Origin of the sequence: Streptomyces sp. NPDC001717 (assembly GCF_042892775.1) — a bacterium.
GTDB lineage: Bacteria > Actinomycetota > Actinomycetes > Streptomycetales > Streptomycetaceae > Streptomyces.
Genome location: NZ_JBIAUK010000022.1, coordinates 59,167 through 81,360, shown reverse-complemented (window position 1 = coordinate 81,360; position 22,194 = coordinate 59,167). Strand labels below are relative to the sequence as shown.

Here is a 22,194-nt window from a genome sequence, read left to right as displayed (position 1 = left end):
TCCTGTCAGACGTCGAAGGGCTGGAAGTGCACGAGGGCGGTCTTCCCGTCGGCCTCGTACCGCACGGTGATGTCGACGGCCATCGCGCCGCCGATGGCGGGCGGCTTCAACTCGACGTGGGCGCAGGCGTCGACGGTGCCGGGGCGGCAGGAGTCCGGGCCGAGGGCGGTACCGGGATAGGTGGCGGTCAGCCACGTGTCGAAGTCCGCCCGGTCGATGCGGAATTCGACGTCGTAGGAGATGTCGCGCGAGCGCATCGCCGCGCACGTCGCGTCGTGCGCGCCGCTCGGGAGCCCGGGCCGGTCCGCGAAGTGCATGGCCTCGGCGCAGGATGCGGGCTCCCGGGCGCCTGGGCCGTCGTCGTCGGTCAGGACGCCGACGGCCTTCCAGGCAAGCCAGCCCGTGCCCGCGAGAACGGCGGCCCATACCGCGACGAGTGCCCAGGTCTGTTTCACGCCGGGGAGACTAGTCGCTGATCAGTTCGGGACGTACGGGTTTTCGTGGCCGGGGGCGGGGGTCCGGGCGGGTGCAACGGCAGCCACCAGCCGACCGGGTGGTTGCGGTTGGCGGATGCGAGGGGGTGAATGCGTGTCGGTGCGAAGGGGCATACGGTCGAACTCGTGCGGTTCCCAGCCGACCCGCGCGAAGTCGCTACGTAAGAGGTCGAACCAGCATGAGCCTGAGCATCCGCAACCAGATCGCCGGCACCGTCACCGCCGTCACCGCAGGTGAGGCCATGGCGACGGTCAAGGTCCGGCTGGACGGCGGTCAGGACGTCACCGCCGCCATCACCGTCGACGCCGTCAAGGACCTCGGCCTCTCCGAGGGGGACGCCGTCAAGGCGCTCGTCAAGGCCACCGAAGTCGCCCTCGCCACCGGGCCGGTCGACGGGATCTCCATTCGCAACCAGATCGCCGGGACGGTCACCGACGTGTCCGCCGGGCCCGCCATGGCGTCCGTGAAGGTCGACGTGAACGGCGGCTCCCTGACCGCGGCCATCACCGCCGACGCCGTCGAGGCGCTCGGGCTGGCCGCCGGGTCGTCCGTCACCGTGCTGATCAAGTCGACCGAGATCTCGCTCGCGACCGCCTGACGCCCTACGTGCCCAGGTTCGGCGGGGAGAGCGCGCCGAACCAGACGTGGGTGACCGCGCTGACGTAGCGCGCCCCGCACCGGTCCGTCGGGACCACCAGCTGGCAGCCCGGTCCGTCGAGGTCCTCCCCGTCGAGCCGGGTGGCCAGCAGGACCGGGCCGTCGGCGAAGTCGGCGTCCAGTTCGGCCCAGGACAGCACGCTGTGGTGGCCGTCCCCGCCGCTGATCGCCAGCATGAAGCGGCTCCGGTCCTTGCGCCGCCGCGCGTCGAAGGCCGGGCCCGCGTCCAGGATCACGTCGTGCAGCAGCGCGCCCTCGAACACGTGGTGCTGTGGCCCGTTCGTCGCGCAGTCGAACGTGACCGCCGCGCGGTGCTGCCGCCATTCACGCAGGTCGGCGACGCTGAGGGTCGCCGGGTGGTCCAGATCGCCGTGCAGGATGAGTTTGGCCATGGGTACCTCATGCCCGGCACGCCCACCCTCGGAACCTCATATGCCAGGTTGATGGGTTGATGCAAGTGGCAGCTGAGCGTGTTTCAGGCATTCTCACCTTGCATTTTCGCGTCCTCCATCCTCTGCCACACCACGTCGCGCAGCACCGGCATCTCCGTGAACCGGACCCCCGTCGCGTCACGCAGCGCATTGGCGAACGCGGGCCCCACCGGGTTGAACGGGCTCTCGCTCATCGACTTCGCGCCCAGCGGCCCGATCGAGTCCGAGGTCTCCGTGAAGTGGACCTCGGTGCGCGGGACGTCCGCGTACTGCGGGAGCCGGTATCGGCGGAAGGCGGCCGTCGTGACCTCCCCGCGCTCGTCGACCCGTACGGTCTCGAAGAGGGTGGCGCCCAGGGCCTGTGCGACGCCGCCCTCCACCTGGCCCAGGCACTGCATCGGGTTCATGACCTTGCCGGCGTCCGCCGCGTGCACGCTGCGCAGGATCTTCATCTCGCCGGTGTCGGGGTCCACGGCCAGCCGGAACCACTGGGCGTTGAAGGCCACCGAGCGCGGAGTGCCGCCGAAGTGCCCCTCGGCGGTGATCTCGCTCGCCTTCCCCTTGGTGTGGGCGGCCTCGTACAGCTCCTTGAGGGTGACGGTCCGGCCCGCGCAGTCGAAGGACTCGGGGCCGAGCACGCACAGGTGCCGGGCGACGCCCGTGTGCGCGGAGGCGAAGGTCTTCATGCGCTCGGCCAGCGAGGTCGCGGCGAGCATCACCGCCTTGCCGGCCACCACGGTGCCGGCCGATCCGAAGGCGCCGGTGTCGTGCCGGACCACGTCGGTGTCGGCCTGGCGGACGGTCAGCCGGTCGGCCGTGGTGTTCAGCATGTCCCCGGCGAGCTGCTTGTGGACGGTGGTGGTGCCGTTGCCGAACTCGGCGGTGCCGACGGCGATGTCGTACGTACCGTCCTGGAGCAGGGTGATGGTGGCGTCGGCGTAATGGCCGCGCGGCGGGCTCGTGGCGATCATCGACACGGCGGTGCCCTGGCCGGTCACCCAGCCCGGGGGCACGTCCTCGTGGCCGGCGTCCTCGGCGATGGCCTGGCGCACCACGGCGAGGCACTCGGCCAGGCCGTAGCCGGCGATGAACAGGTCGTCGTCGTGGCCGATCGGGGTGTGCATGTGGTCGAGCGGCCCGATGATGTTCTTCTCGCGGAACTCCAGCGGGTCCATGCCGAGGCGCCGCGCGACCTCGTCCATCGCCGACTCCAGGGCGAAGGTGGTCTGGCCGAGCCCGTAGCCGCGGAAGGCGCCCGACGGGACGACGTTGGTGTAGACGGAGTACGCCTCGACCTTCTTGTGCGGCGCGTTGTAGATGACGAAGGACTCGCCGGCGCTGTGGTACATCACGCCCGGGCCGTGGTTTCCGTACGCACCGGTGTTGGACACGATCCGCATGGAGATGGCGGTGAGCTTGCCGTCGGCGCGGGCGCCCAGCTTGATCCGGACGGTGAACGGGTGCCGGGTACTGGCGCCGTGGAACTGCTCGGCGCGGGTGAACTCCAGTTTCACCGGTCGGCGCAGCTTCAGCGCGGCCAGGACCACGATGTCCTCGGTGAACATCTCCTGCTTGCCGCCGAAGCCGCCGCCGACCCGGCCCGCGACGACCCGGACCTCGTCCTCGCCGAGCCCGTGGAGCGCGCACAGGGCCCGCCGGGTCAGGAACGGGGTCTGGGTGGAGGAGCGTACGGTGATCCGCTCGCCGGTCCCGTCCTCCTTCGGCTCGAAGTACGCGACGCAGCCGTGCGTTTCGAGGCTGGCGTGCTGCACGCGCTGGGTCCGGAAGGTCTCCTCGTAGACGACGGCGGCCTCGGCGAAGCCCTGCTCCACGTCGCCGATCTCGCCGTGCACCTCGCCGGCCACGTTGCTCTGGACGCGGGCGATGCGCGCCTCGGGTCCCTTGCCCGCGTGGATGACGGGGGCGCCGGGGGCCATGGCCTCTTCCGGGTCGATGACGTGGGGGAGTTCCTCGTACGTGACCCGGACGCGGCGGCAGCCCTCCTCCGCGGCACCCTCGCTGTCGGCGACGACGGCGGCCACCCGCTGCCCGATGAAGCGGACGACGTCGTCCAGCAGCCGGGTGTCGTCCGGGTCCTCGTGGGGGTGCTCGTGGCGGGCGCTGGAGTAGAGGACGTCGGGGACGTCCTCGTGGGTGAAGACGGCCCGCACCCCGGGGACGGCCAGGGCCTCGGAGGTGTCGATCGCGGTGATCCGGGCGTGCGGGTGCGGGGAGCGCAGCAGCTTCATGTGCAGCAGCCCGGGCACCTCGATGTCGAAGGTGTAGCGGGCGGTGCCGGTGACCACCTGGGGGGCGGCGGGCGCACCGAGGTTGCGGCCGACGGCGCAGCCCGCCTCGGGCTCCTCGACGTGCTTCACGCCGCGTACGGCGTCCTCGATGGCGCGGTAGCCGGTGCAGCGGCAGATGTTGCCCTTGAAGGCGCGCGCCAGGTCGTCGAGCTTGCCGTCGCAGTGGGGGGTGCCCTTCTCGGCCTCCAGGGCGGCGGTGGTCATCACGAACCCGTTGGTGCAGAAGCCGCACTGGAAGCCCTGCGCCTCCAGGAACCTGCGCTGCACCGGGTGGAGTTCGCCGTCGGGGTGGGCCAGGCCCTCCAGGGTGGTGACCGAGCGGCCCTCGGCGCGGACGGCCGGGTAGAGGCAGGAGTGCACGGGCTGTCCGTCGACGTGGACGGTGCAGGCGCCGCAGTCGCCCTGGTCGCAGCCCTTCTTCACGCCGAACCAGCCGCGCTCGCGGACGTAGGTGCGCAGGCACTGGCCGGCGCGCGGCTCGTCCTGGAAGCGCTGCTTGTTGATCTCGATCTCGTAGCTCATCGGGAAGCCTCCTCCAGGGTGTGCCGGGTGTGCCGGGTGGGTCGGGTGAGTTCGACGCGGATCTGCTCCGCGAGGTGCAGGGTCATGTGGCGCCGCCAGGCGGGCGCCCCGTGGATGTCGTCGAACCACTCGTCGGGGCGGACGGTGTCGTCGATCGCGGCCCGCAGCTCGGCGGCGGTCGGCCACAGGGGGAACCAGAAGCGGAAGGGGCGGGTCGTGGCGGCCGTGACGGTCGCGGTGAAGGAGCCGTCCCGGGGGTCGGCCGTGCCGATGATCAGCGCGGCGGAGCGGCCCAGTCCGTAGAGGGAGGCCTGGCGGAAGGCCGTACGGCACTCCAGCGAGCGGGCCGGGATGCGGACCGAGCGCAGCAGTTCGCCTTCGTACAGGTCCTTGATGCCGGCGCCGCGGATGAACTCGGTGACGGCCAGGCGGCGGGTGGCGCCGTCCTGTCCCTGGAGCAGGACGGTGCCGTCGAGGCCGGCGGCGAGGGAGATGATCGGGCCGGCGGGCAGGCCGTTGCAGAGGTTGCCGCCGACGGTCGCCATGTTCCAGATCTTGAAGCTGGCCAGGAAGGCCCGGCAGCACTGCTCGATCAGTGGGGCGGCGGGGGCGGACAGGCTGCGGCCGAAGCGGGAGAGCTCGGTGATGGTGCAGGTCGCGGCGATGTCGAGGGAGCCGTCGGGCTGCCAGGTCAGGGGCGGCCAGCCCATCCGGGAGAGGTCGATCAGCCGGCGGAGGTGCGGTTGCGGCTCGGAGAAGAGGTACGTGCCGCCGCCGAGCCAGGCGTCGCCGGGGCGCCACGGTTCGCGGCGGCGCGCGTCGCGTACGTCGAGCACCGTGTTCAGATCCATTTGCGCCACCAGCCTTCCCCGAGCGTTCCCCATTCCGGGCGTCTTTCGCCAGTGAAGCAACGCGATCGGGGGTGGGACGACTGGTCCCGGGCACGGAATCGAAGGAGCCCGGGAGGGTTCTCCATGGATAATCATCCAAGAGGCTGATTGGCTGGATCACCTTGCATTTACGATGAGAGTCCCCGTATTCACCTGGCGAATGTGGATCACGGTCCACCGCAAGGAGTCCCTGCCATGCGCGTCCTCGACCTGCTCCAGTCCGACGATCTCGGCCTCACCCTGCTCTGGGGCGAGGAGACCCTTCTCGGCCACGAGGTCAGCGGGGTCACCTCCACCGACCTGGAGGACCCGGGCCGCTTCCTGGGGCCCGGGGACCTCGTCCTCAGCGGGCTGGTGTGGTGGGCCGACGGCGAGCCGGCGAAGGCGGATCGTTTCGTCGGGGCCCTCGCCGACGCCGGAGCCAGCGCCCTGCTCGCGGGCGAGGAGACCCACGGGCGGGTCCCCGAGGAGGTCGTCGCCGCCTGCCGGGCCCGCCGGGTGCCCATCGTGGCCGTCCCCGCGCAGACCAGCTTCCGGGCGGTGACCGAGGCGGTGTACCTGCGCCAGTGGGGCGACCTCAGCCGCCGCCCGACCCGCAACCCGGTCTTCGCGCTGCCCGAGAACGTGCGCGGCGACCTCAGCCGCCTCGTCGAGAGCGGCGCCGGCCCGGCGGAGCTCCTCGAGCGGGCCTGCGGGTATCTGGGCCGGGTGAGCGGCTACCTGCTCACCGCGAGCGGGCGCACGGTGGCCCGTACGCCCTCCGCGCCCGCGATCCCCGCACGGCGGGCGGTGGCCTCGGGCGCGCGGGCGGGGCTCTGGCTCCGGGTCGAGGCGGAGAGCAGCCCGTACGACGCCTGGCAGCTGCACGTACCCGACCCGGACGCGGCGCCGCCGCGCGTACTGCACGAGATCGCCGAGGTGCTGGCCCGCCACCGCGACGGCCGACGGCGCCGGGACGAGGCGCGCCGGGCGGTGGGCGAGGAACTGACCGGGCTGCTGTCCGCCGAACCGGCCCCGGAACCGACCGCGTTGGAAGAGGCGCTCGCCGCGGCCGGCCTCCCGCCCGGCGGTCCGTACCGCGTGCTGGCGTCCACCTCGGGCGACGCCCTGGCCGAGGCGCTGGAGCACCTGGGCGGGATCCCGTACGCCGTGGGTCGCTCGGTCGCCGTGCTGTACGAGGACCCGGGCGAGGGGAGGGACGTCGTGGGCGGGCTGCGAGGGGTGTGGCCGCTGCTGCGGGCCTGCGCGCCGCCGGAGACCGAACTGCACCTCGGCGTGGGGGCGCCGGCCACCGGGGCGGAGGCGCTACGCGCGTCGCTCATCCAGGCCCGCTTCGCCCTGACCGCGGCGGACGAGACGGTGCCGGTGCGCGGGACGGAGCAGTTGGACACCCTCGGCGAACTCCTCGCGGGGGTACCGCCGCAGGTGCGGTCGCTGTTCGCGAGCCGGACGCTGGGGGAGCTCGGCGACGGGATGCTGCGGGAGACCCTGGAGGTCTTCCTGGCGAACAACTGCTCGTGGGCGCGCACGGCGGAGGCCATGCACCTGCACGTGAACACGGTGCACTACCGGATCGAGCGGGTGGAGACCCTGACGGGCCGTGACCTCTCGCGGCTGGACCACAAGCTGGACCTGTACGCGGCACTGCGCTGCGGGTGAGCCGCCCCCCCGGGGAGCCGTTCGCGCACGCGGCTCCCGGGGAGGTCCCGACGCCCTGTTTCAGCGGCCGAGCACCGCCGGCTGGTCCTCGGCGCGGAACGGTGCGAAGCCCCGGTTGTCCTTGCATCCGAGGTTTTCGTACGTGTTGACCTTGGTCACCGGGTCGGTGCCGGTCAGGTGGATCTTGCAGGCCTGCTTGATGAACCGGCCCTCGACCCCGCCGGGGAAGTCGATCTCCTTGTTCCACAGGTACGGGGAGCTGTAGTCGTTGGCCCAGGCGGTGGAGTTCACGTCGATGCCGCCGGGCGCCTCGATCTCGTACACCCAGCCCGTCTTGGCGCTGCCGTAGGTCGCGAACTTCTCGGCCACCCACTTCTCGCAGCTGGTGCTGAGGTGGGCGCTGGTCTGGCCGCCGCCCTTGACGATGTACTCGGCGAGCGGGGTCAACTGGTCGCCGCGCGGGGTGAATCCGGTGCGGAAGAGCTCCTCGACGTTCTCCCGGGTGTCGCCCCGCCACAGGGTGTTGTCGTCGACGCGCCAGTGCCAGTTCTCGGACTTCGCCGCGGCCTCGACGGCGCGGGCGATGAACGGGTTGGTGGTCGTGCCGTACCAGTCCCACGCGTCGAACTCGGCGACCGGGCCGCAGGGGCCGGTGTCGGGGGCGGGCGCCGGGAGCGAGGGCGCGGCCGTGGCGGGCGACGCGAGGGCGGCGGGTGACGCGAGGGCGGCGGCGGAGGCGAGCGAGGTGGCGGCGAGGACCCGCAGAGCGGCCTTCAGCATGGTGAGAGCCCATCAGTTGATCAACGTGACGGGCCCTTTTATAGCGAGATGTCCGGGCCGGGATCGAGGCCGACGGAAGCCGATCACTCGGACGAGTGGCTCGGCCGCGCGGGGCTCTCTCCGGAAGCGATGGCCCGAGCGGGAGGGGTGGGTGCCTCCAGATTGAGCGCCATGCGCTCCAGGACGTCGACGGCGGTGCGGTACTCCTCGTCGGAGATGCCGTGCGCCGACAGGGCACGGAAGGCGTCGACGCGTGCGGCGACCTCCGTCAGGCGGGTGCGCCCGTCCTCGGTGAGGGCCAGGCGGCCCGGCCGGGAGCGAACTGCCCAGCCGTCTCCGACGACCGTCCCGATGGCGTCGGCCAGAGCGTCGGGAGTGGCGTTGGCGGCGAGGAAGCCCATTACGGAGGCGTCGGTGGCCTCCGGGTCGTCCGCGACGACGTTCAGGACCTGCCAGGCGAGCCGGGTGAGGCCGAAGTCGGCCAGGGCGGCGTTCATGCGGGCGGTGAGGGCCTTGTCGGTGCGGCTGAGCCAGTAGCCGATGGGCTTCACGTCGGGTTCCCGTTCTGGGTGGTGGCGGGCAGCAGGCGGACGAGACCGCGGCACGGGAGCGTGGCGGCGGCCGCCACGGTGAGGCTGTGGACGGCGGCGGCACCGCTGCCGCCCGAGGCGTGGATGGGGATCCCTTGGGGGTCAGTGCCCGGTGAAGGCGGCGGAGTTCTCCTCGGCCCACTGGCGGAAGGTGCGCGCGGGGCGGCCCAGGAGGGTGGCGGTGGTGTCGGCGATGGCTGCGGGGCCCTGTTCGGCGGCCTCCCACAGGTCGAGGAGCGAGCCGACCATGTGGGCGGGCATGTGGGCGCCCATCTGCTGCGCGGCCTCGGCGCGGGTGATGTGCTCGACGCGGATCGGGCGGCCGATGGCGTCGGAGAGGACGGCGAGCTGCTCGCGGAAGGTGAGCGACTGGGCGCCGGTGAGGGTGACGGTGCGGCCGGTGAGGGAGTCGCCGGTCAGTGCCTCGACGGCGATGTCGGCGATGTCCTCGGGGTGGATGGGCGCGATGTGCGCGTCGGGGTGGGCGAGCTGGACCGGCTCGCCCCGGGCGATGGACCGGGCCCAGCCGAAGGCGTTGCCGGCGAAGGCGTCCGGACGCAGGAAGGTGCAGGTCAAGTCGGAGTCGGCGAGGGCGCGCTCGACCTTGAGGCTGTGGCTCGCGAGCGGGTCGTTCTCGGCGTTCGGGCCTGCGACGGAGGACGAGGAGAGCAGGACGACGTGCTCGACGCCGGCGGCCTCTGCGGCCTTGACCAGCTCGCGGATGCCGGCGGGCTGCGGATAGAGGAAGACCTGGCGGACACCGCGGAGCGCGGCTTCGTACTCCTCGGGGGGGCCAGGGCGGTCGAGGACGAGCCGTACGGTCTCGACGCCGTCGGGGACGGTCAGCTCGGTGGGGTCGGCGCTGGCGGCGCGGACGGTGAGGCCGGCGGAGTGGAGGCGGGCGATGACGGCCCGGCCGACCTTGCCGCGGGCGCCGGTGATGAGGACGGTCATGGGAATCTCCGGTCGTTTCGTTGTCTGCGTACATATGCATGCTTGCATGCACACGTTTTCAGGTCAACACATGTATTCATGGGGTCACATAGGTAGGCTGCGGCCATGACGAAGCACGAGCCGGAAACGGCGGAAGAGCTGCTGAACGCCGTCGGCCCGGCGTTCGGCAAGCTGCGGCGCTCCTCGCTCCTGGAGGTCGAGAACCCGATCTCCCAGAAGGACCTCAGCCGCACCCTGGTCCTGAACGTGGTCCTGGAGGTCGGGGGCGCGGGGGGCGAAGGCGGTGAAGCCCGCGAGGTCACCGTCGGCGGCGTGGCCGAGCACCTGGGCGTCGACCCCTCCGTGGCCAGTCGCATGGTGTCCGACTGCATCTCCGCCGGCTATCTGATCCGCGCCGCCTCCCAGCAGGACGGCCGCCGCACGGTCCTCCACCTCAGCCCCGAGGGCGAGGAGTTGATGGCCCGCTTCCGCCGCCACCAGCGCGCGGCCTACGACTACATCACCGCGGACTGGTCGGAACGCGACCGCCTCGACCTGGCCCGCCTGATGCTGAAGTACGTCGCCTCGCAGGAAGCGCTGCGGCGCCGCTGATGATGCGGGAGTCGGCCGCGGCCGGGCCATAGGGCCACCTTATGGCCCTATGGATTGCGCGTCCCTACCGCTCGTTGGGCTTTCGTTCGAAGGTGGAATGGCAATCCCCCCAATGAAGTAGGGACGCCATGTACACCATCCTCTTCCTCTTGATCACCGCATGCGTGTGGGCGGTCGTGCGCGACCGCCCGCGCGGGTCACGGCTGTTGCCGTGGGCGGGGACCCTGGCGCTCACCACGCTCGCGTTCCTCCCCCACCTCGACCGTGCCTTCGGCCTGAGCTTCTGAGGAGGAGCCCACGATGACCAGCACCACCGCCCCCGCACCCGCTCTCGCCCCCGCGGCCCGGCTCTCCAACCGCCTCGGCCTCTGGTTCGCCCACGCGTATGTCCTGGGCATGTGCGCCACCATCGGCGGCGCGTACGTCTTCCAGTTCGGGCTGTGGGAGTACCCCTGCCCGATGTGCCTGCTCCAGCGCATGTTCATGCTGCTCAGCGCGCTGGGCCCCGCCATGATCGTGGCCCGCTCGCGCAAGGGCCCGGTGACCACCGCGGAGTTCGCCTCCGGATGGGGCGTCGCGATCGTCTCGGCGCTGATCGGCGGCACCGTCTCCGGCGCGCAGGTCCTGATGCACATCGTGCCCCCGGACCCCGGCTACGCCGGCGCCCTGTTCGGCCTGCACCTCTACACCTGGGCCGCCATCACCTTCGGCCTCGCCGTGCCGGCCGGCGCCGTGAACCTGGTCCTGACCCGCTCGGCCCAGCCCCTCGACGCCGCGCAGTCCTCGCCCGCCCTGCGCCGGACGGCCGCCATCACCCTTGGCGTCCTCGCCTTCTTCGCCGTGACCAACCTGCTGGCCTGCTTCTTCCTGCAGGGCTTCCACTGGCAGATGCCCGGCGACCCCACCGGCTACCAGTTCTTCGCCGACCTCTTCTGAGGCCCGGCGGACCAGACGGCCGGTGCCCGCCTGACGGCGGCGAGGGCGGGCGCCGGCTCCTCGGTGGGAAAGCCGAGCGCCAGAGGAACGCCGCGCCGGCGATGGTCTTGAGGCTGGGCTTCCCCTTGGCCTTCTCGATGTCGTCGAGGATGTCCTTCGCGGCCTGCACCATGGCCCGTTTGAGCTCTTCGAAGACGTCGTGGTTCAGCTCCACGGCGGCCTCCGCGTACTCTCGCAGGCAGTCGCTGATCTTGATCGCCACGTCCTTCAGCACGGTCATCACCGGCTCGCTGCCCGTGGCCGCCTGTGCGCCGTACGGGCCTGTGGTGTGCGCCCATTGGATGCCGTGCCGGGACTGACCCCATGCCGTCCCGCCCCACAGGGCGCTGCAGAACGTCCGCATGGCCGCTTCCCAGTCGGCCTTCTGGTGGTTGGTGATCGTGCCGACGATCATCGTCAGGCCGTCCGCCGCGCCGGTCACGACGGTCGAGACGTTCATCCAGCTGTGGCAGTGCGAGTTGAGGCAGTGCTGCTCCGGGAAGGGGTGGACGTCCGCCACCTTGCCGAGCCGGAAGACGTGCTTCGCGACGGGCTGCAGGATGTCCCGGACGATCTCCGGTATGCCCTCCATCGCGCCGCGGATCAGGTCGTCACCGCCGTCGTCGTCGCCCCACTTGATGTCGGGGACGCTGCCGAACTTGGGCTCCTTGTCGATGACCGTAGGCAGCGGGCGCTGCTCCGGTGCCTGGCCGGGCTTGGGGTGGGCCGCCGCATCGGCCTTGGTGAAGGCGTTGGCGGTCTCCGTGAAGCCGACGGCGACGCCGCCGACGCTGACCACACTCTTGGCCCACACCTCCAGCCAGCGGTTGCCGATCTTCTTGTAGGCCTCGGCGAACGCCTGGGCGTTCGTGCCCGCCCCGCCGGCGTCCGGGTACTTCTGCAGTTCCTGCAGGAGCGTGTGCGCACCGCGCATCATGCCGTCCTGCTGCCCGGCGACCCGGCGACCCGGCCCGACACGGTCCACAGGTGCGACGGCTTGACGTCGATGTTGCTGCCTCCCGCAGGCGGCGACGGGTGGGTCCGGCCATCAGGCACCGCCTCCCCAGCCCTGGAGCACGGACTTGTTCGCCGCGGCGTAGTTGAGGTGGCCCTTGACCACGACCTCATGGAGCCAGGCCTGCGCGGCCTTGAGGTCCTGGGCCGAGCGGTCCCACTTGTCCAGCTCGTCGATGAAGGCCTCCCGGGCCTCGCCTTCCCAGCTCAGAACGGCCTTCTTGGCGCGCTCGTAGAGCAGTTCCAGCTTCTCGTTGAGGGCCTTGAGGATCTCCTCCAGATCTTCCGACAGGCGCTGCAGGGTGGCGAAATCGACAGTTATCCGGTCGTCGTCCGACATGGCGTTGCTGTTCCTCGCTGCTCTCAGATGTCCTGCAGACGGCTGTGCGGGGCCGCGGCCGGCTGGTTCGGCACGGTCAACGCCTCGGCGGAGACGGACACGTCCTCCCGGCTCTGTACGCGCTTGAATGCGGCCAAGACCTCCAGCTCCTGGGCCGTGAAGCCGTCACGGGAGGCCCTGGTGGCCTCTCCGAGGAGGGAGAGCACCTGCCGGATCCGCACGGCGTCCTCGGCGGCTCCCCGGTGCAGGGCGCGGTACGCCGTGGCCGTGGGCCCCAGCCAGCCCGCCGCGATGCTGTCGACCACCCGGTCCATGTCGCGGATCTGCCGCTCCAGATGCCCCTGCATCTGATCGAGGTCGTCCGCGAGCTTCGTGAGGTTGTCCTCCGAAACATTGAGATCGCCGTCCGCCATGTCCACCCCTGAGACCAGGGCATGCCGAAGAGCCGGACCGCAATCAGCGGTCCGGCTCTTCGTTGCATGGCGGGCTGGGCCGCTCTGCGGGATGGGCTTGACCGGGTCGGTCTCCCACCTCCACACTCGGTGTATGACATTTGTACGACAGTTTGGAGGAGGCGTGGAGACCACAGCAGCTCAGAAGAGGAAGGCCGCCAAGAAAGCCGCTGCGACGGCGGTGAAGCGAAGTGCGGCGGCGGCTGGGCTCGGGCCGAGTCGGTTGGCGCAGGTCCGGCTCCGTGGCGATGAGATGCAGGCCCTTCAGGAGGTCATGCGGACACTGCACCTCAACTCGACCTCGGATGCCCTTCGCGAAGGGCTGAGGCTGCTCGCGCGGGAAGCGGCCGAGGTTGGGGCAGTGGAAGAGATCCGCGCTTTCTACCAGGAGCAGGGCGCGCCTCTGCCCGAGGGCGTGGTCGAGCCGACCGATGAAGAGCTCGCGGCAGCGGACGAGATGCAGTGGTGAGCCCCGGCACGGCGCTGCGTGGCGAAGTATGGGTCTGCGCACTTCCACAACCGGTCGGGCCGCACCCCGTCGTCGTCCTCACCGTCAACCGGATCGCGGAGCCGCTCGCCTCGGTGACGGTCGCGCTGATCACCGGCACGTCCGGTCCGCAGGTCACGCATGTTCCGATCGGGCCTGATGCCGGACTGACGAAGTACGACGAGTCGTACGTGAACTGCGCTGACCTTCACACGGTTGCGAAGTCCAGGTTGCGGAGGAAGCTGGGGCTGCTTGCTCCGGGTGAACTGCACCGTGTGGAGGATTCGGTCCGTCTCATCCTCGGGCTGCAGCGCTGACCTCGTGCGCTGCCTGACCTAGGTCGGCATGACGCCCTGGATGCGGGACAGCGTGAAGACTCGTTCGGCGTCTCGCAGGTGGCACCACGCTTCGAGGTAGGGCGGGTCGAGTTCGAGGCGGCTGAGGGTACGGACAGTGCGGCTGCCCGAGGCGGCGACGTAGTCGACCGTGATGGCGGTGCCTGCGTCGAGGGCGTGGGCGAGCTGGCGGACGTCGGTGTAGGTCAGCTGTGTGGCGTGCCCGGCGACGATCTCCTCGGTACCCGTTCCGAAGGCGACTCCGGTGCCGAAGGGATCGGGCTCGGGGGCGGTTGGCGGGACGGTCAGCAGCCGGGCTGCCGCAGTGTGTGCGTCCACAGTCGTCGACACCTCTACCCCCCGGTGCGCCGTGGAACCCGCGCCCGTCTTCGCGGAGCCCTTCCGTGGAGTTGGAACAGCACTGGTCAGCCGAGGCGGGACCTTTTCGATGCGCACTGTTCCGTCGGCGGCCTCGGCTACGGGGGCGTAGCCCGCGCTCCGGAGCGCGGCCAGGGCCTTGTCGGGCGCGGCGGCGCTGACGAGCACCGTCGGCGCGAGATGCCGCAGCCCGAGTGGGGCGAGTCCTCGGTGGGCCGCGAGCTCGGCCAAGAGAGCCGGCTCGTCGCCGTGGATGACGCAGGTGGCGGGGGCGATGCGTACCCGGCCGTGACGGCGTGCCGCATCGGCGATGAGGTAGGACAGCGGCTGTGGCAGAGGCCCCGCCGCAATGGCGGCCAGATCGGCCGAGATCTCGTCCGGAGTGCGGCCGGCGTCCAGGGCGCGGCGGATGCTGTCGGCGCTGAACCGCCATACTGAGGCCGCCCCGCTGCTCTCACGTGCCGCGGTCGCATCCAGGAGCCCGGCGAGGCTCGCCGTGGGCGTGCCGCTGACGACGGCCGTGAGGTCGCCGCCGAGCCGGGCTGTTCCGGTGGCGTCGGGCAGCAGTCGCCGGCACTCGGCGGTCAGTTCCTCGGCGTTACCGGCCAGCAGAGCCGCGCCGATCGGGGAGAGGGAACCTCGGGCGACGACGCCCAGCAGCTCGGCCTCGCGGACCGTAGTGGCGAATGGTGTCTCATCCTGGAATGACGGGTGGGCGAGCGGGCGGTGCCATGCCACGAGCGGGCCCAGATCCGTGGCGACCCGCGCGCGCCGCCCTTCCGGGAGCTGTGCCGCTGCGGCGAGGAGCCCACCGCGCGCCTGCAGGCAGCCGTCGCAGAGAGGCATTCCGGCCAGGGCGGGGAGCACCTTGTCGTCCTCGTCGCGGGTCTGGGACGGGGTGAGCGGCAGCTTCCACCAGGCCTGAAGGAGCACGGCGAACTGGGCCGCGGGTTCCTGCGCCGCCCAGGCGTCGTACTCCTTGCTGGGCGCGACCAGGCGCCCTTCCGTGGCCAGGAGCCCGACCGAGTACGCGGTCTCCAAGGCGATGCGCACCACGACGTCAACGGCATGTGCGGCCTTGCCGATTCGGCCCAGTTCGCGCGCGCCGACCCCACCGGACTTCAGTCGGGCCGGTGGAGCCGCCGAGCAGACCGACAGGACCGAGGCGGCGTGGGCCGCGAAGGCCGTGGCTGCCGCTGCTGCCTCTCGGTTCACTTCCACAGCGGTGACGGGCACCAGCTCCACGGCGGGCGGTACGGGTTGGAACGGGGCGTGCCAGTCGGGCCCGCGCAACGCGAGCGCCACCTCCGCGGGCATGCGATCCCTCCCGTATCCGTGGTGATCGCGGACAAGGAAGCCCCGGTCCAGGGCCCATCGTGTGCCCGGCCGGGAATCGGTCCCGGGAGCCCCGAACACGATGAACTCCGTCTGCGGTGAAACCGACTCCGCTCGTCGCTGAAGCAGCTCCCGGGCGGCAGAAGGCGCCTTCGCGATCAGGGAGGTCACACGCTCCGGATCGCCGTGGTGTTCCGAGACAGCGGCCGCGCGCTGCTGCCTGGTGCCGGCCGGCTTGATGCCCAGTGCCACGAGCATGCCGCGCAGTTCCTCGGAGGTCACGCCCTCCAGCAGCTTCTCCAGTGGAGCGTCCAGCCCCAGGGGGGCGTCCCACGCATGCCGCAAGGGCGCGGCCATGTGGAGATGCCCGTCACCGTCCGGCCAGACCAGCGCGTGATCGGCCAGAGTCTCCAATACGACGTCGAGTTCCCGGGCGGCAGCGGGCGCCGTCGCTCCCAGCGTCCTCGCCAGGGCGCCGCGCGACGACACCCCCAAGGCGGCCAGCGTTTCGGCTACCTGCAGGCACGGCAGCGGGAGCCGCGACACAGCGGGCGCCACCGACCCCCGCCGCTGAAGGCGTTCCGCCACCTCCTCCATCGAGCGGGGCTCCGGAGCGGCCACAGCGTCCTGCCGCGCCGCGATGACGCGTGCCAGCCGCGCGCCGTCGAGACCGGCAAGCCAGGCGGTCAGCGTGGATCGGGACGTCATGACAGCACCTCGCCCGGCGGAGAACGTACAAGAAGGCCAGATCCGGCCCACACCGGGACCAAGCATTGCGCATCCCATCGATCCGCAGGTGCCGTACGGACGGGTTCACCCGACGGGCGAGCCACCGACAGGCCGATCGCCGACGCTCTCGACATACGCCCTACATGTCATGAATGTCGGGAACAAGTGAGACCGCACATGAGACCAGGAAACGCCGAAGACCCCGGCCGCTGAAGCGGTCCGGGGTCTTCGTTTCGCCTTGTCAGGCGACTGCGGAGGATACGAGATTCGAACTCGTGAGGGGTTGCCCCCAACACGCTTTCCAAGCGTGCGCCCTAGGCCACTAGGCGAATCCTCCGCCGCAAACAATACAAGACGTTGAGGGGTGCTCGCGAACGTGATCGTCGGGCGGAGGAGCGGACCGGGGTCGGGGCGGGGTCCGGCTCGATTCCGGGGGCTTCCATCCGCTAGGGTGGGCGCAGCCCCTCACGTGGCGCTATCTCACCCAACTCCCCCAGGGCCGGAAGGCAGCAAGGGTAAGTGGGCTCTGGCGGGTGCGTGGGGGGCGCTTTGCGTTCCGGGGCGGGTCCGGGGGCGTCGGCGGGCCGCCGTTGTCGGTGGGCCCGGATAACCTCGTAGACGTGTCGTCCCTTGCGCTGTACCGCCGCTATCGCCCCGAGTCGTTCGCCGAGGTCATCGGGCAGGAGCATGTCACTGCCCCGCTGATGCAGGCCCTGCGGAACAACCGGGTCAATCACGCGTACCTGTTCAGCGGGCCGCGCGGCTGTGGAAAGACGACCAGCGCGCGCATCCTCGCCAGGTGCCTGAACTGTGAGCAGGGTCCCACTCCGGACCCGTGCGGGGAGTGCCAGTCCTGCCGCGACCTCGCCAGGAACGGGCCGGGGTCCATTGACGTCATCGAGATCGACGCCGCCTCCCACGGCGGTGTGGACGATGCCCGTGACCTGCGGGAAAAGGCCTTCTTCGGGCCCGCGTCCAGCCGGTACAAGATCTACATCATCGACGAGGCCCACATGGTCACCTCGGCGGGCTTCAACGCCCTGCTGAAGGTGGTCGAGGAGCCGCCGGAGCACCTCAAGTTCATCTTCGCCACCACCGAGCCCGAGAAGGTCATCGGGACCATCCGGTCCAGGACGCACCACTACCCCTTCCGGCTCGTGCCGCCCGGCACGCTGCGGGACTACCTCGGTGAGGTCTGCGGGCGCGAGGGCGCCCAGGTCGAGGACGGCGTGCTGCCGCTCGTCGTGCGCGCCGGCGCCGGATCCGTGCGTGACTCGATGTCCGTCATGGACCAGCTGCTGGCCGGTGCGGGTGAGGAGGGTGTGACGTATGCCATGGCCACCTCCCTGCTCGGCTACACGGAGGGCGCGCTGCTCGACTCCGTCATCGACGCGTTCGCCTCGGGGGACGGTGCCGCCGCCTTCGAGGTCGTCGACCGCGTGGTGGAGGGCGGGAACGACCCCCGGCGCTTCGTCTCCGACCTGCTGGAGCGGCTGCGCGACCTCGTGATCCTGGCCGCCGTGCCCGACGCCGGGGAGAAGGGGCTGATCGACGCCCCCGCCGATGTCGTGGAGCGGATGCAGGCCCAGGCGTCCGTCTTCGGGGCCGCCGAGCTGTCGCGCGCCGCCGATCTGGTCAACACCGGCCTGACCGAGATGCGCGGCACGACCTCGCCGCGGCTGCAGCTGGAGCTGATCTGCGCCCGCGTGCTGCTGCCGGCCGCCTTCGACGACGAGCGGTCCCTCCAGGCACGGCTCGACCGCCTGGAGCGCAGCGGTGCCGCCGCCTTCGCCGCCGGGCCGCCGCCCGGCATGGCGCCCGCCATGGGCTACGTACCCGCGCCCGAGGCGCACGGCATGGCGCCCGTCGGGCCGGGCGGGGGCGTCGCCGCCGCGCGTGCCGCCGTACAGGCCCAGGCGCCCCAACAGGCTCCCGCGCAGGTCCCGCCGCCCGTCGCCCCGCCCGTCGCGGTTCCCGAGCCGGTACGAGCGCCCGAGCCGGCGGCGCCGCCCGCCGCCGCCCCCGCCGCAGGGGCCTGGCCGACCGCGGCCGCGCCCGGTCAGGGCGTCCCCGCGGCGGCGCAGCCCCCGGTCGCGACCCCGGCCCCGGCCCCGGGCGCCTGGCCCGGAGCAGGTGCCGGTGCGGGTGCCGGTGCCGGTGCCGGACAGGGTGCCCCGGCCGCAGGGGCCTGGCCGAGTGCGGCCGCGCCCGGCCAGGGGATCCCCGCGGCTGCCCAGGCCGCCCCCGCCGCGCCGGCGCCCACCGCCGTGGCCCCCGCGGCCCCGCCGTCCCCCGGGATGGCCGCCGGAGCCGGCCAGGTCCAGGCGATGTGGCCGGGCATCCTGGAGGCCGTCAAGAACCGCCGCCGCTTCACCTGGATCCTGCTCAGCCAGAACGCCCAGGTCACCGGCTTCGACGGAACCACGCTCCAGCTCGGCTTCCCCAACCCCGGAGCCCGCGACAACTTCGCGAGCAGCGGCAGCGAGGACGTGCTCAAGTCGGTCCTGGCCGAGCAGTTCCAGGTCAACTGGAAGATCGACGCCGTGGTGGGCGGCGGAGGCGGCCAGCCCGCCCCCCAGGCCGGGTACTCGGCTCCGCCCGCGCCCGCCTACAGCCCGCCGCCCGCCGCCCCGCAGGCCCAGGCTCCGTACCAGGCCCCGGCGCAGGCGCAGGCCCCCGCGCACGCCCCCGCCCCGCAGCAGCCGCAGTACCAGCCGCCCCAGCAGTCCGCCCCCGCGTCGCAGCCGCCCGCGCAGCAGGCGCCCCCGCCCGTCGCCCCCGAGGACGACTTCGCGGAGGACGACGACCCGGACCTCGTCGAGAGCGCGCTGACCGGACACGACCTCATCGTGCGCGAGCTCGGAGCCACCGTTGTGGAGGAATACACGAACGAGTAGGGGCATCCCATTGGGTGGCCGCACGAAAGGGAATCCGGAGCGCGGGCTACGCTTCATGGCGTGAAGGTCCTCGTCATCGGCGGCGGCGCCCGCGAACATGCCCTGTGCCGCTCTCTGTCCCTCGACCCCGACGTCTCCGCGCTGTACTGCGCCCCCGGTAACGCGGGGATCGCGGAAGTGGCCGAGCTGCGGGACGTCGACCCCCTCGACGGCGACGCCGTGGCGCGCCTCGCCACCGAGCTCGACGCCACCCTGGTCGTCGTCGGCCCGGAGGCCCCGCTGGTCGCCGGAGTCGGCGACGCCGTCCGCGCGGCCGGCATCCCCGTCTTCGGCCCGTCCGGCGAGGCCGCGCAGCTGGAGGGCTCCAAGGCCTTCGCGAAGGACGTGATGGCCGCGGCCGGCGTCCCGACCGCGCGCAGCTACCTGTGCACCACCCCGGAAGAGGTGGACGCGGCCCTCGACGCCTTCGGCGCCCCGTACGTCGTCAAGGACGACGGCCTCGCGGCCGGCAAGGGCGTCGTGGTCACCGAGGACCTCGCCGCCGCCCGCGACCACGCGCTGGCCTGCGACCGCGTGGTCATCGAGGAGTACCTCGACGGCCCCGAGGTCTCCCTCTTCGCCATCACCGACGGCGTCACCGTGCTCCCGCTCCAGCCCGCGCAGGACTTCAAGCGCGCGCTCGACGGCGACGAGGGCCCCAACACCGGTGGCATGGGCGCCTACTCCCCGCTGCCCTGGGCCGACCCGAAGCTGGTCGACGAGGTCATGGCGAGCGTGCTCCAGCCGACCGTCGACGAGCTCCGCCGCCGCGGCACCCCCTTCTCCGGCCTGCTGTACGCGGGCCTCGCGCTCACGAGCCGCGGCGTACGGGTCATCGAGTTCAACGCCCGCTTCGGCGACCCCGAGACCCAGGTGGTCCTGGCCCGGCTGCGCACCCCGCTCGCGGGCGTGCTGCTGAACGCGGCCAACGGCACCCTGGACACCCAGGCCGAGCTGCGCTGGAGCGAGGACGCCGCCGTGACGGTGGTCATCGCCTCCCACAACTACCCGGACACCCCCCGCACCGGGGACCCGATCGAGGGCCTCGCCGAGGTGGCCGCCGAGGACGGACCCGACGCGTACGTGCTGCACGCCGGCACCCGCCGCGAGGGCGACGCCGTCGTCAGCGCGGGCGGCCGCGTCCTGTCGGTGACGGCGACCGGTTCCGACCTGGCACAGGCCCGCGAGAAGGCGTATAAGGCCGTGGCGCGGATCCGGCTGGACGGATCCCAGCACCGTACGGACATCGCCGCCAAGGCGGCTCGCAACGGCTGAGCCCCTGCTGACCAGTGGCTGCGCGAACCCGCGGGCCCGGAGCGCACACCCCGCGCCCGGGCCCGCGGGCGTGTTCGCGTACGAGTGCATCCGGCCGCGTTCGAACGCACCCAGCTTTACCCAAAGCCATTCCATCGGGTGATCTCACCCGGTCTGCCTGACGCCCGGACGAGCCCCAACTAGGGTGCGATGCCAAGCATTCCGGCACTTGGCCCACCGGCATTGCGATGTCGGTGGCGGGTGTCACAGTGGGGGAGTGAGCAACGTCGCCGCAGGGCAGAGGGGGTGAGGTCCGGCCGTGTCCGGAACCGGTTCGATCGTGGAAGTGAGCGCGCCGTCCGCGCGTTCCCGAGCCCTGGCCGTGCTGCGCGTGCGCAGTACGGCCCTGGCCCTCGGGCTGCTGCCCGCCGCCCTCGCGGTGGTGCTGGTGAGCGCCCGGATGACGGGCCGGCTGGCCGGTGACCCCTGGCCCGTGGTGACCCTCGTCGTCTGCGTGGTCGCCGCCCTGGTGCTGCTCGTCGGCGGGATCTTCGCCGCCGTGGTGCTGAGGGCGAGCCCCGCCGTCACGCCCACCGTGCCGCTCCCGGAGGGCTCCGCGCCCGACCTCTACCGGCTCGTACGGGACCTGGCCGACCGGATGGACGTCCCCGCGCCCTCCGCGATAGCCCTGACCCCGGACTGCGACAGCTGGCTGGAGGACCGCTCCCACGCGGCGCACCGCCAGGGCGGCACGCGCACGTCCGCCGGCGGCGGACCCACGGGCCCGGAGACGGAACCGGGCGCCGCACCGGTGCTGGTGATCGGCTCGCCGTTCCTGTGGTGGATGCGGGTCGCCGAACTGCGGGCGGTGCTCGCGCCGGTCGTCGCCGGCACGGGACCTTCCGCGCACCCCGACATAGCCGACGCCCGCGGTTTCGTCCGCGGACTGGACGCCGCCGTGGACGTGGGCAACCGCCGCGGCCTCGGTTGGATCGCCGCCGGCGCCCGGCTGCTGCTGCGGCTGTGCCGGGTGGACGCCGCCGAGATGGAGCGCGGGGTGGCCGCGGCCGCCTCGGACCGCGCACAGGGTGTGGACTACGGGCTGCGCATCGTCGCCCAGGAGCAGGTCGGCCTCGCCTACGCGGGCTGGGACCGGCTGCTGACCCGGGTCGCGCTGCCCGCCTGGCGGATGGGCCGCTGGCCCGCGCACCTCGACGCGGGGGTGGTCTCCGCGCTGACCGAGCTGTCCCGGCGGGACCGGCTGGCCGACGGGTTCACGTCGCGGCTCGGCGAGCGCCCCGCCTGCGATCTGCTGGAGCGCCCCGGAGTCGTCGACGAGGCGGCCTCCCTGCTGGCCGCCCGGCTCTTCCACGGTGGTCCGGCCGAGGCCGGGCCGGACTGGTCCCCGGTGGACTGGTCGGCGTATCCGGAAGAGGTCGTGGACCGGAAGTGGCGCACCGAGGCGGCCCGGCTGCACGCCGCGCTGGACGCCCTGGCCGTCCCGGCGCTCCCGGGCACGGCCGCCGTCGGCGCCTCCGCCTCCGCGGCGCCCGCCTCCCCGGCACCCGCCGGGGACGGCTTCGCCGGGCCCACCCTGGAGCGGGTGCTCGGCCACCTCACCGATCCCTCGGGCAGCGGTGCGGCCGGCGAGGCGCTGGCCGGGCGGCTCAGCGGGGACCTGGCCCGCGAGGAGCGGGACGCGGGGGCCGCGCGCCCCCGGACCGCGAAGGAGCAGGGCGGGGACTGCGTACCGCTGTTCCCGCTCCAGCCGCCGCGCACCGGGCGGGACCTGCTGGCCGACCACGTCACCGCGATGGTGTGCTGCGCCGCCGTGGACTCGGCGGGGGCGGCTCCCGGCCTCGACTGGCTGGACGGCCCGGTGCTGCTCGTCGACGGTGCCCGCTGCTCCGACCTGGCGCCGCTCGTGCTGTGCCTGGTCGAGGACGGAGACCCGGAGCCCCTGCGGAACTGGCTCGCGGAATTCGGCGTACGGCCCGAGAAGCCCGTCCGACTCGTCTGAAGGAGTGCCCTGACGGGCCACGGATCGCACGCACAAGCGGATTTCGATGTTCCGGTCACGT

General features: G+C 72.3%; 20 protein-coding genes, 1 tRNA gene and 1 other RNA gene. 11 read left to right on the top strand and 11 right to left on the bottom strand.

What is annotated here, in order from left to right; genetic code table 11:
• Positions 1 to 5: 5 nt before the first annotated feature.
• Positions 6 to 455, bottom strand: coding sequence for a hypothetical protein (locus ACFYZL_RS28370; protein ID WP_384748559.1), 450 nt, complete (start codon positions 453 to 455; stop codon positions 6 to 8).
• Between the two features lie 218 nt (positions 456 to 673).
• On the opposite strand from ACFYZL_RS28370, the gene ACFYZL_RS28365 reads away from it, so the two are divergent.
• Entirely contained in the window at positions 674 to 1,093 is a 420-nt protein-coding gene (locus ACFYZL_RS28365) for a molybdopterin-binding protein (protein ID WP_384748562.1), read from the top strand.
• A gap of 4 nt (positions 1,094 to 1,097) precedes the next feature.
• Here the strand turns inward: ACFYZL_RS28365 and ACFYZL_RS28360 are convergent, their stop codons facing one another.
• From ACFYZL_RS28360 to ACFYZL_RS28350, 3 genes are all read right to left on the bottom strand, one after another.
• The gene (locus tag ACFYZL_RS28360; protein WP_384586431.1) at positions 1,098 to 1,544 is read right to left on the bottom strand and encodes a molybdopterin-dependent oxidoreductase; all 447 of its coding nucleotides are present in this window, start codon (positions 1,542 to 1,544) and stop codon (positions 1,098 to 1,100) included.
• 83 nt (positions 1,545 to 1,627) lie between these two features.
• Complete coding sequence (locus ACFYZL_RS28355) at positions 1,628 to 4,414, bottom strand: molybdopterin-dependent oxidoreductase (RefSeq protein WP_388682800.1); 2,787 nt, start codon at positions 4,412 to 4,414, stop codon at positions 1,628 to 1,630.
• Complete coding sequence (locus ACFYZL_RS28350) at positions 4,411 to 5,265, bottom strand: FAD binding domain-containing protein (RefSeq protein WP_384748568.1); 855 nt, start codon at positions 5,263 to 5,265, stop codon at positions 4,411 to 4,413. The genes ACFYZL_RS28355 and ACFYZL_RS28350 overlap by 4 nt, the downstream gene beginning before the upstream one ends.
• 234 nt (positions 5,266 to 5,499) lie before the next feature.
• Between ACFYZL_RS28350 and ACFYZL_RS28345 the strand changes: the two genes are divergently transcribed.
• Positions 5,500 to 6,963 carry a PucR family transcriptional regulator gene (locus ACFYZL_RS28345; RefSeq protein WP_388682797.1) on the top strand — a complete coding sequence of 488 codons (1,464 nt, stop codon included), beginning with the start codon at positions 5,500 to 5,502 and terminating at the stop codon, positions 6,961 to 6,963.
• A gap of 60 nt (positions 6,964 to 7,023) precedes the next feature.
• On the opposite strand, the gene ACFYZL_RS28340 is transcribed toward ACFYZL_RS28345, so the two are convergent.
• The 3 genes from ACFYZL_RS28340 to ACFYZL_RS28330 all read right to left on the bottom strand — a co-directional run bounded on the left by ACFYZL_RS28340 (position 7,024) and on the right by ACFYZL_RS28330 (position 9,287).
• Positions 7,024 to 7,743, bottom strand: a complete 720-nt coding sequence (locus ACFYZL_RS28340; RefSeq protein ID WP_384748573.1) for a hypothetical protein — start codon at positions 7,741 to 7,743, stop codon at positions 7,024 to 7,026.
• Between the two features lie 83 nt (positions 7,744 to 7,826).
• Positions 7,827 to 8,294: a MarR family winged helix-turn-helix transcriptional regulator gene (locus ACFYZL_RS28335; protein ID WP_384748576.1), complete on the bottom strand. Its 468-nt coding sequence runs from the start codon at positions 8,292 to 8,294 to the stop codon at positions 7,827 to 7,829.
• Between the two features lie 141 nt (positions 8,295 to 8,435).
• A complete protein-coding gene (locus tag ACFYZL_RS28330; RefSeq protein WP_388682793.1) occupies positions 8,436 to 9,287 on the bottom strand; it encodes an NAD(P)H-binding protein in 852 nt (283 codons plus the stop codon).
• 105 nt (positions 9,288 to 9,392) lie between these two features.
• Here ACFYZL_RS28330 and ACFYZL_RS28325 point away from each other — a divergent pair, with 105 nt between their 5' ends.
• From ACFYZL_RS28325 to ACFYZL_RS28315, 3 genes are all read left to right on the top strand, one after another.
• Positions 9,393 to 9,878 (top strand): MarR family winged helix-turn-helix transcriptional regulator, encoded by a 486-nt coding sequence (locus tag ACFYZL_RS28325; RefSeq protein WP_384748581.1) that lies wholly within the window; start codon positions 9,393 to 9,395, stop codon positions 9,876 to 9,878.
• A gap of 128 nt (positions 9,879 to 10,006) precedes the next feature.
• Complete coding sequence (locus ACFYZL_RS28320; RefSeq protein WP_384748584.1) at positions 10,007 to 10,165, top strand: hypothetical protein; 159 nt, start codon at positions 10,007 to 10,009, stop codon at positions 10,163 to 10,165.
• Positions 10,166 to 10,178: 13 nt separating this feature from the next.
• Positions 10,179 to 10,814 carry a disulfide bond formation protein B gene (locus tag ACFYZL_RS28315; RefSeq protein WP_388682790.1) on the top strand — a complete coding sequence of 212 codons (636 nt, stop codon included), beginning with the start codon at positions 10,179 to 10,181 and terminating at the stop codon, positions 10,812 to 10,814.
• 1,087 nt (positions 10,815 to 11,901) lie between these two features.
• Here ACFYZL_RS28315 and ACFYZL_RS28310 read toward each other — a convergent pair.
• Together ACFYZL_RS28310 and ACFYZL_RS28305 are read right to left on the bottom strand one after the other, a co-directional pair.
• Entirely contained in the window at positions 11,902 to 12,207 is a 306-nt protein-coding gene (locus ACFYZL_RS28310) for a WXG100 family type VII secretion target (protein WP_384748589.1), read from the bottom strand.
• Positions 12,208 to 12,230: 23 nt separating this feature from the next.
• Positions 12,231 to 12,620 carry a WXG100 family type VII secretion target gene (locus ACFYZL_RS28305; RefSeq protein WP_388682788.1) on the bottom strand — a complete coding sequence of 130 codons (390 nt, stop codon included), beginning with the start codon at positions 12,618 to 12,620 and terminating at the stop codon, positions 12,231 to 12,233.
• A gap of 163 nt (positions 12,621 to 12,783) precedes the next feature.
• Here ACFYZL_RS28305 and ACFYZL_RS28300 point away from each other — a divergent pair, with 163 nt between their 5' ends.
• Both ACFYZL_RS28300 and ACFYZL_RS28295 read left to right on the top strand, forming a co-directional pair.
• Positions 12,784 to 13,128: a hypothetical protein gene (locus tag ACFYZL_RS28300; protein WP_384748595.1), complete on the top strand. Its 345-nt coding sequence runs from the start codon at positions 12,784 to 12,786 to the stop codon at positions 13,126 to 13,128.
• Complete coding sequence (locus tag ACFYZL_RS28295; RefSeq protein ID WP_267032369.1) at positions 13,125 to 13,463, top strand: type II toxin-antitoxin system PemK/MazF family toxin; 339 nt, start codon at positions 13,125 to 13,127, stop codon at positions 13,461 to 13,463. Before ACFYZL_RS28300 ends, ACFYZL_RS28295 begins: the two co-directional genes overlap by 4 nt.
• Before the next feature lie 18 nt (positions 13,464 to 13,481).
• Here the strand turns inward: ACFYZL_RS28295 and ACFYZL_RS28290 are convergent, their stop codons facing one another.
• On the bottom strand, positions 13,482 to 15,902 hold the full coding sequence (locus tag ACFYZL_RS28290) for a helicase C-terminal domain-containing protein (protein ID WP_388682785.1): 2,421 nt from the start codon (positions 15,900 to 15,902) through the stop codon (positions 13,482 to 13,484).
• Between the two features lie 273 nt (positions 15,903 to 16,175).
• Positions 16,176 to 16,260: transfer RNA gene (locus ACFYZL_RS28285), tRNA-Ser, on the bottom strand.
• A 119-nt stretch (positions 16,261 to 16,379) separates the two neighbouring features.
• On the opposite strand from ACFYZL_RS28285, the gene ffs reads away from it, so the two are divergent.
• The 4 genes from ffs (at position 16,380) to ACFYZL_RS28265 (ending at position 22,133) form a co-directional block, all read left to right on the top strand.
• An RNA gene (gene ffs / locus ACFYZL_RS28280) (signal recognition particle sRNA small type) lies at positions 16,380 to 16,478 on the top strand.
• A 65-nt stretch (positions 16,479 to 16,543) separates the two neighbouring features.
• Positions 16,544 to 18,820, top strand: coding sequence for a DNA polymerase III subunit gamma and tau (locus ACFYZL_RS28275; protein WP_388682782.1), 2,277 nt, complete (start codon positions 16,544 to 16,546; stop codon positions 18,818 to 18,820).
• A 60-nt stretch (positions 18,821 to 18,880) separates the two neighbouring features.
• On the top strand, positions 18,881 to 20,134 hold the full coding sequence (purD, locus tag ACFYZL_RS28270) for a phosphoribosylamine--glycine ligase (protein ID WP_384750208.1): 1,254 nt from the start codon (positions 18,881 to 18,883) through the stop codon (positions 20,132 to 20,134).
• 298 nt (positions 20,135 to 20,432) lie between these two features.
• Positions 20,433 to 22,133 carry a hypothetical protein gene (locus ACFYZL_RS28265; RefSeq protein ID WP_384750210.1) on the top strand — a complete coding sequence of 567 codons (1,701 nt, stop codon included), beginning with the start codon at positions 20,433 to 20,435 and terminating at the stop codon, positions 22,131 to 22,133.
• Positions 22,134 to 22,194 lie beyond the last annotated feature (61 nt).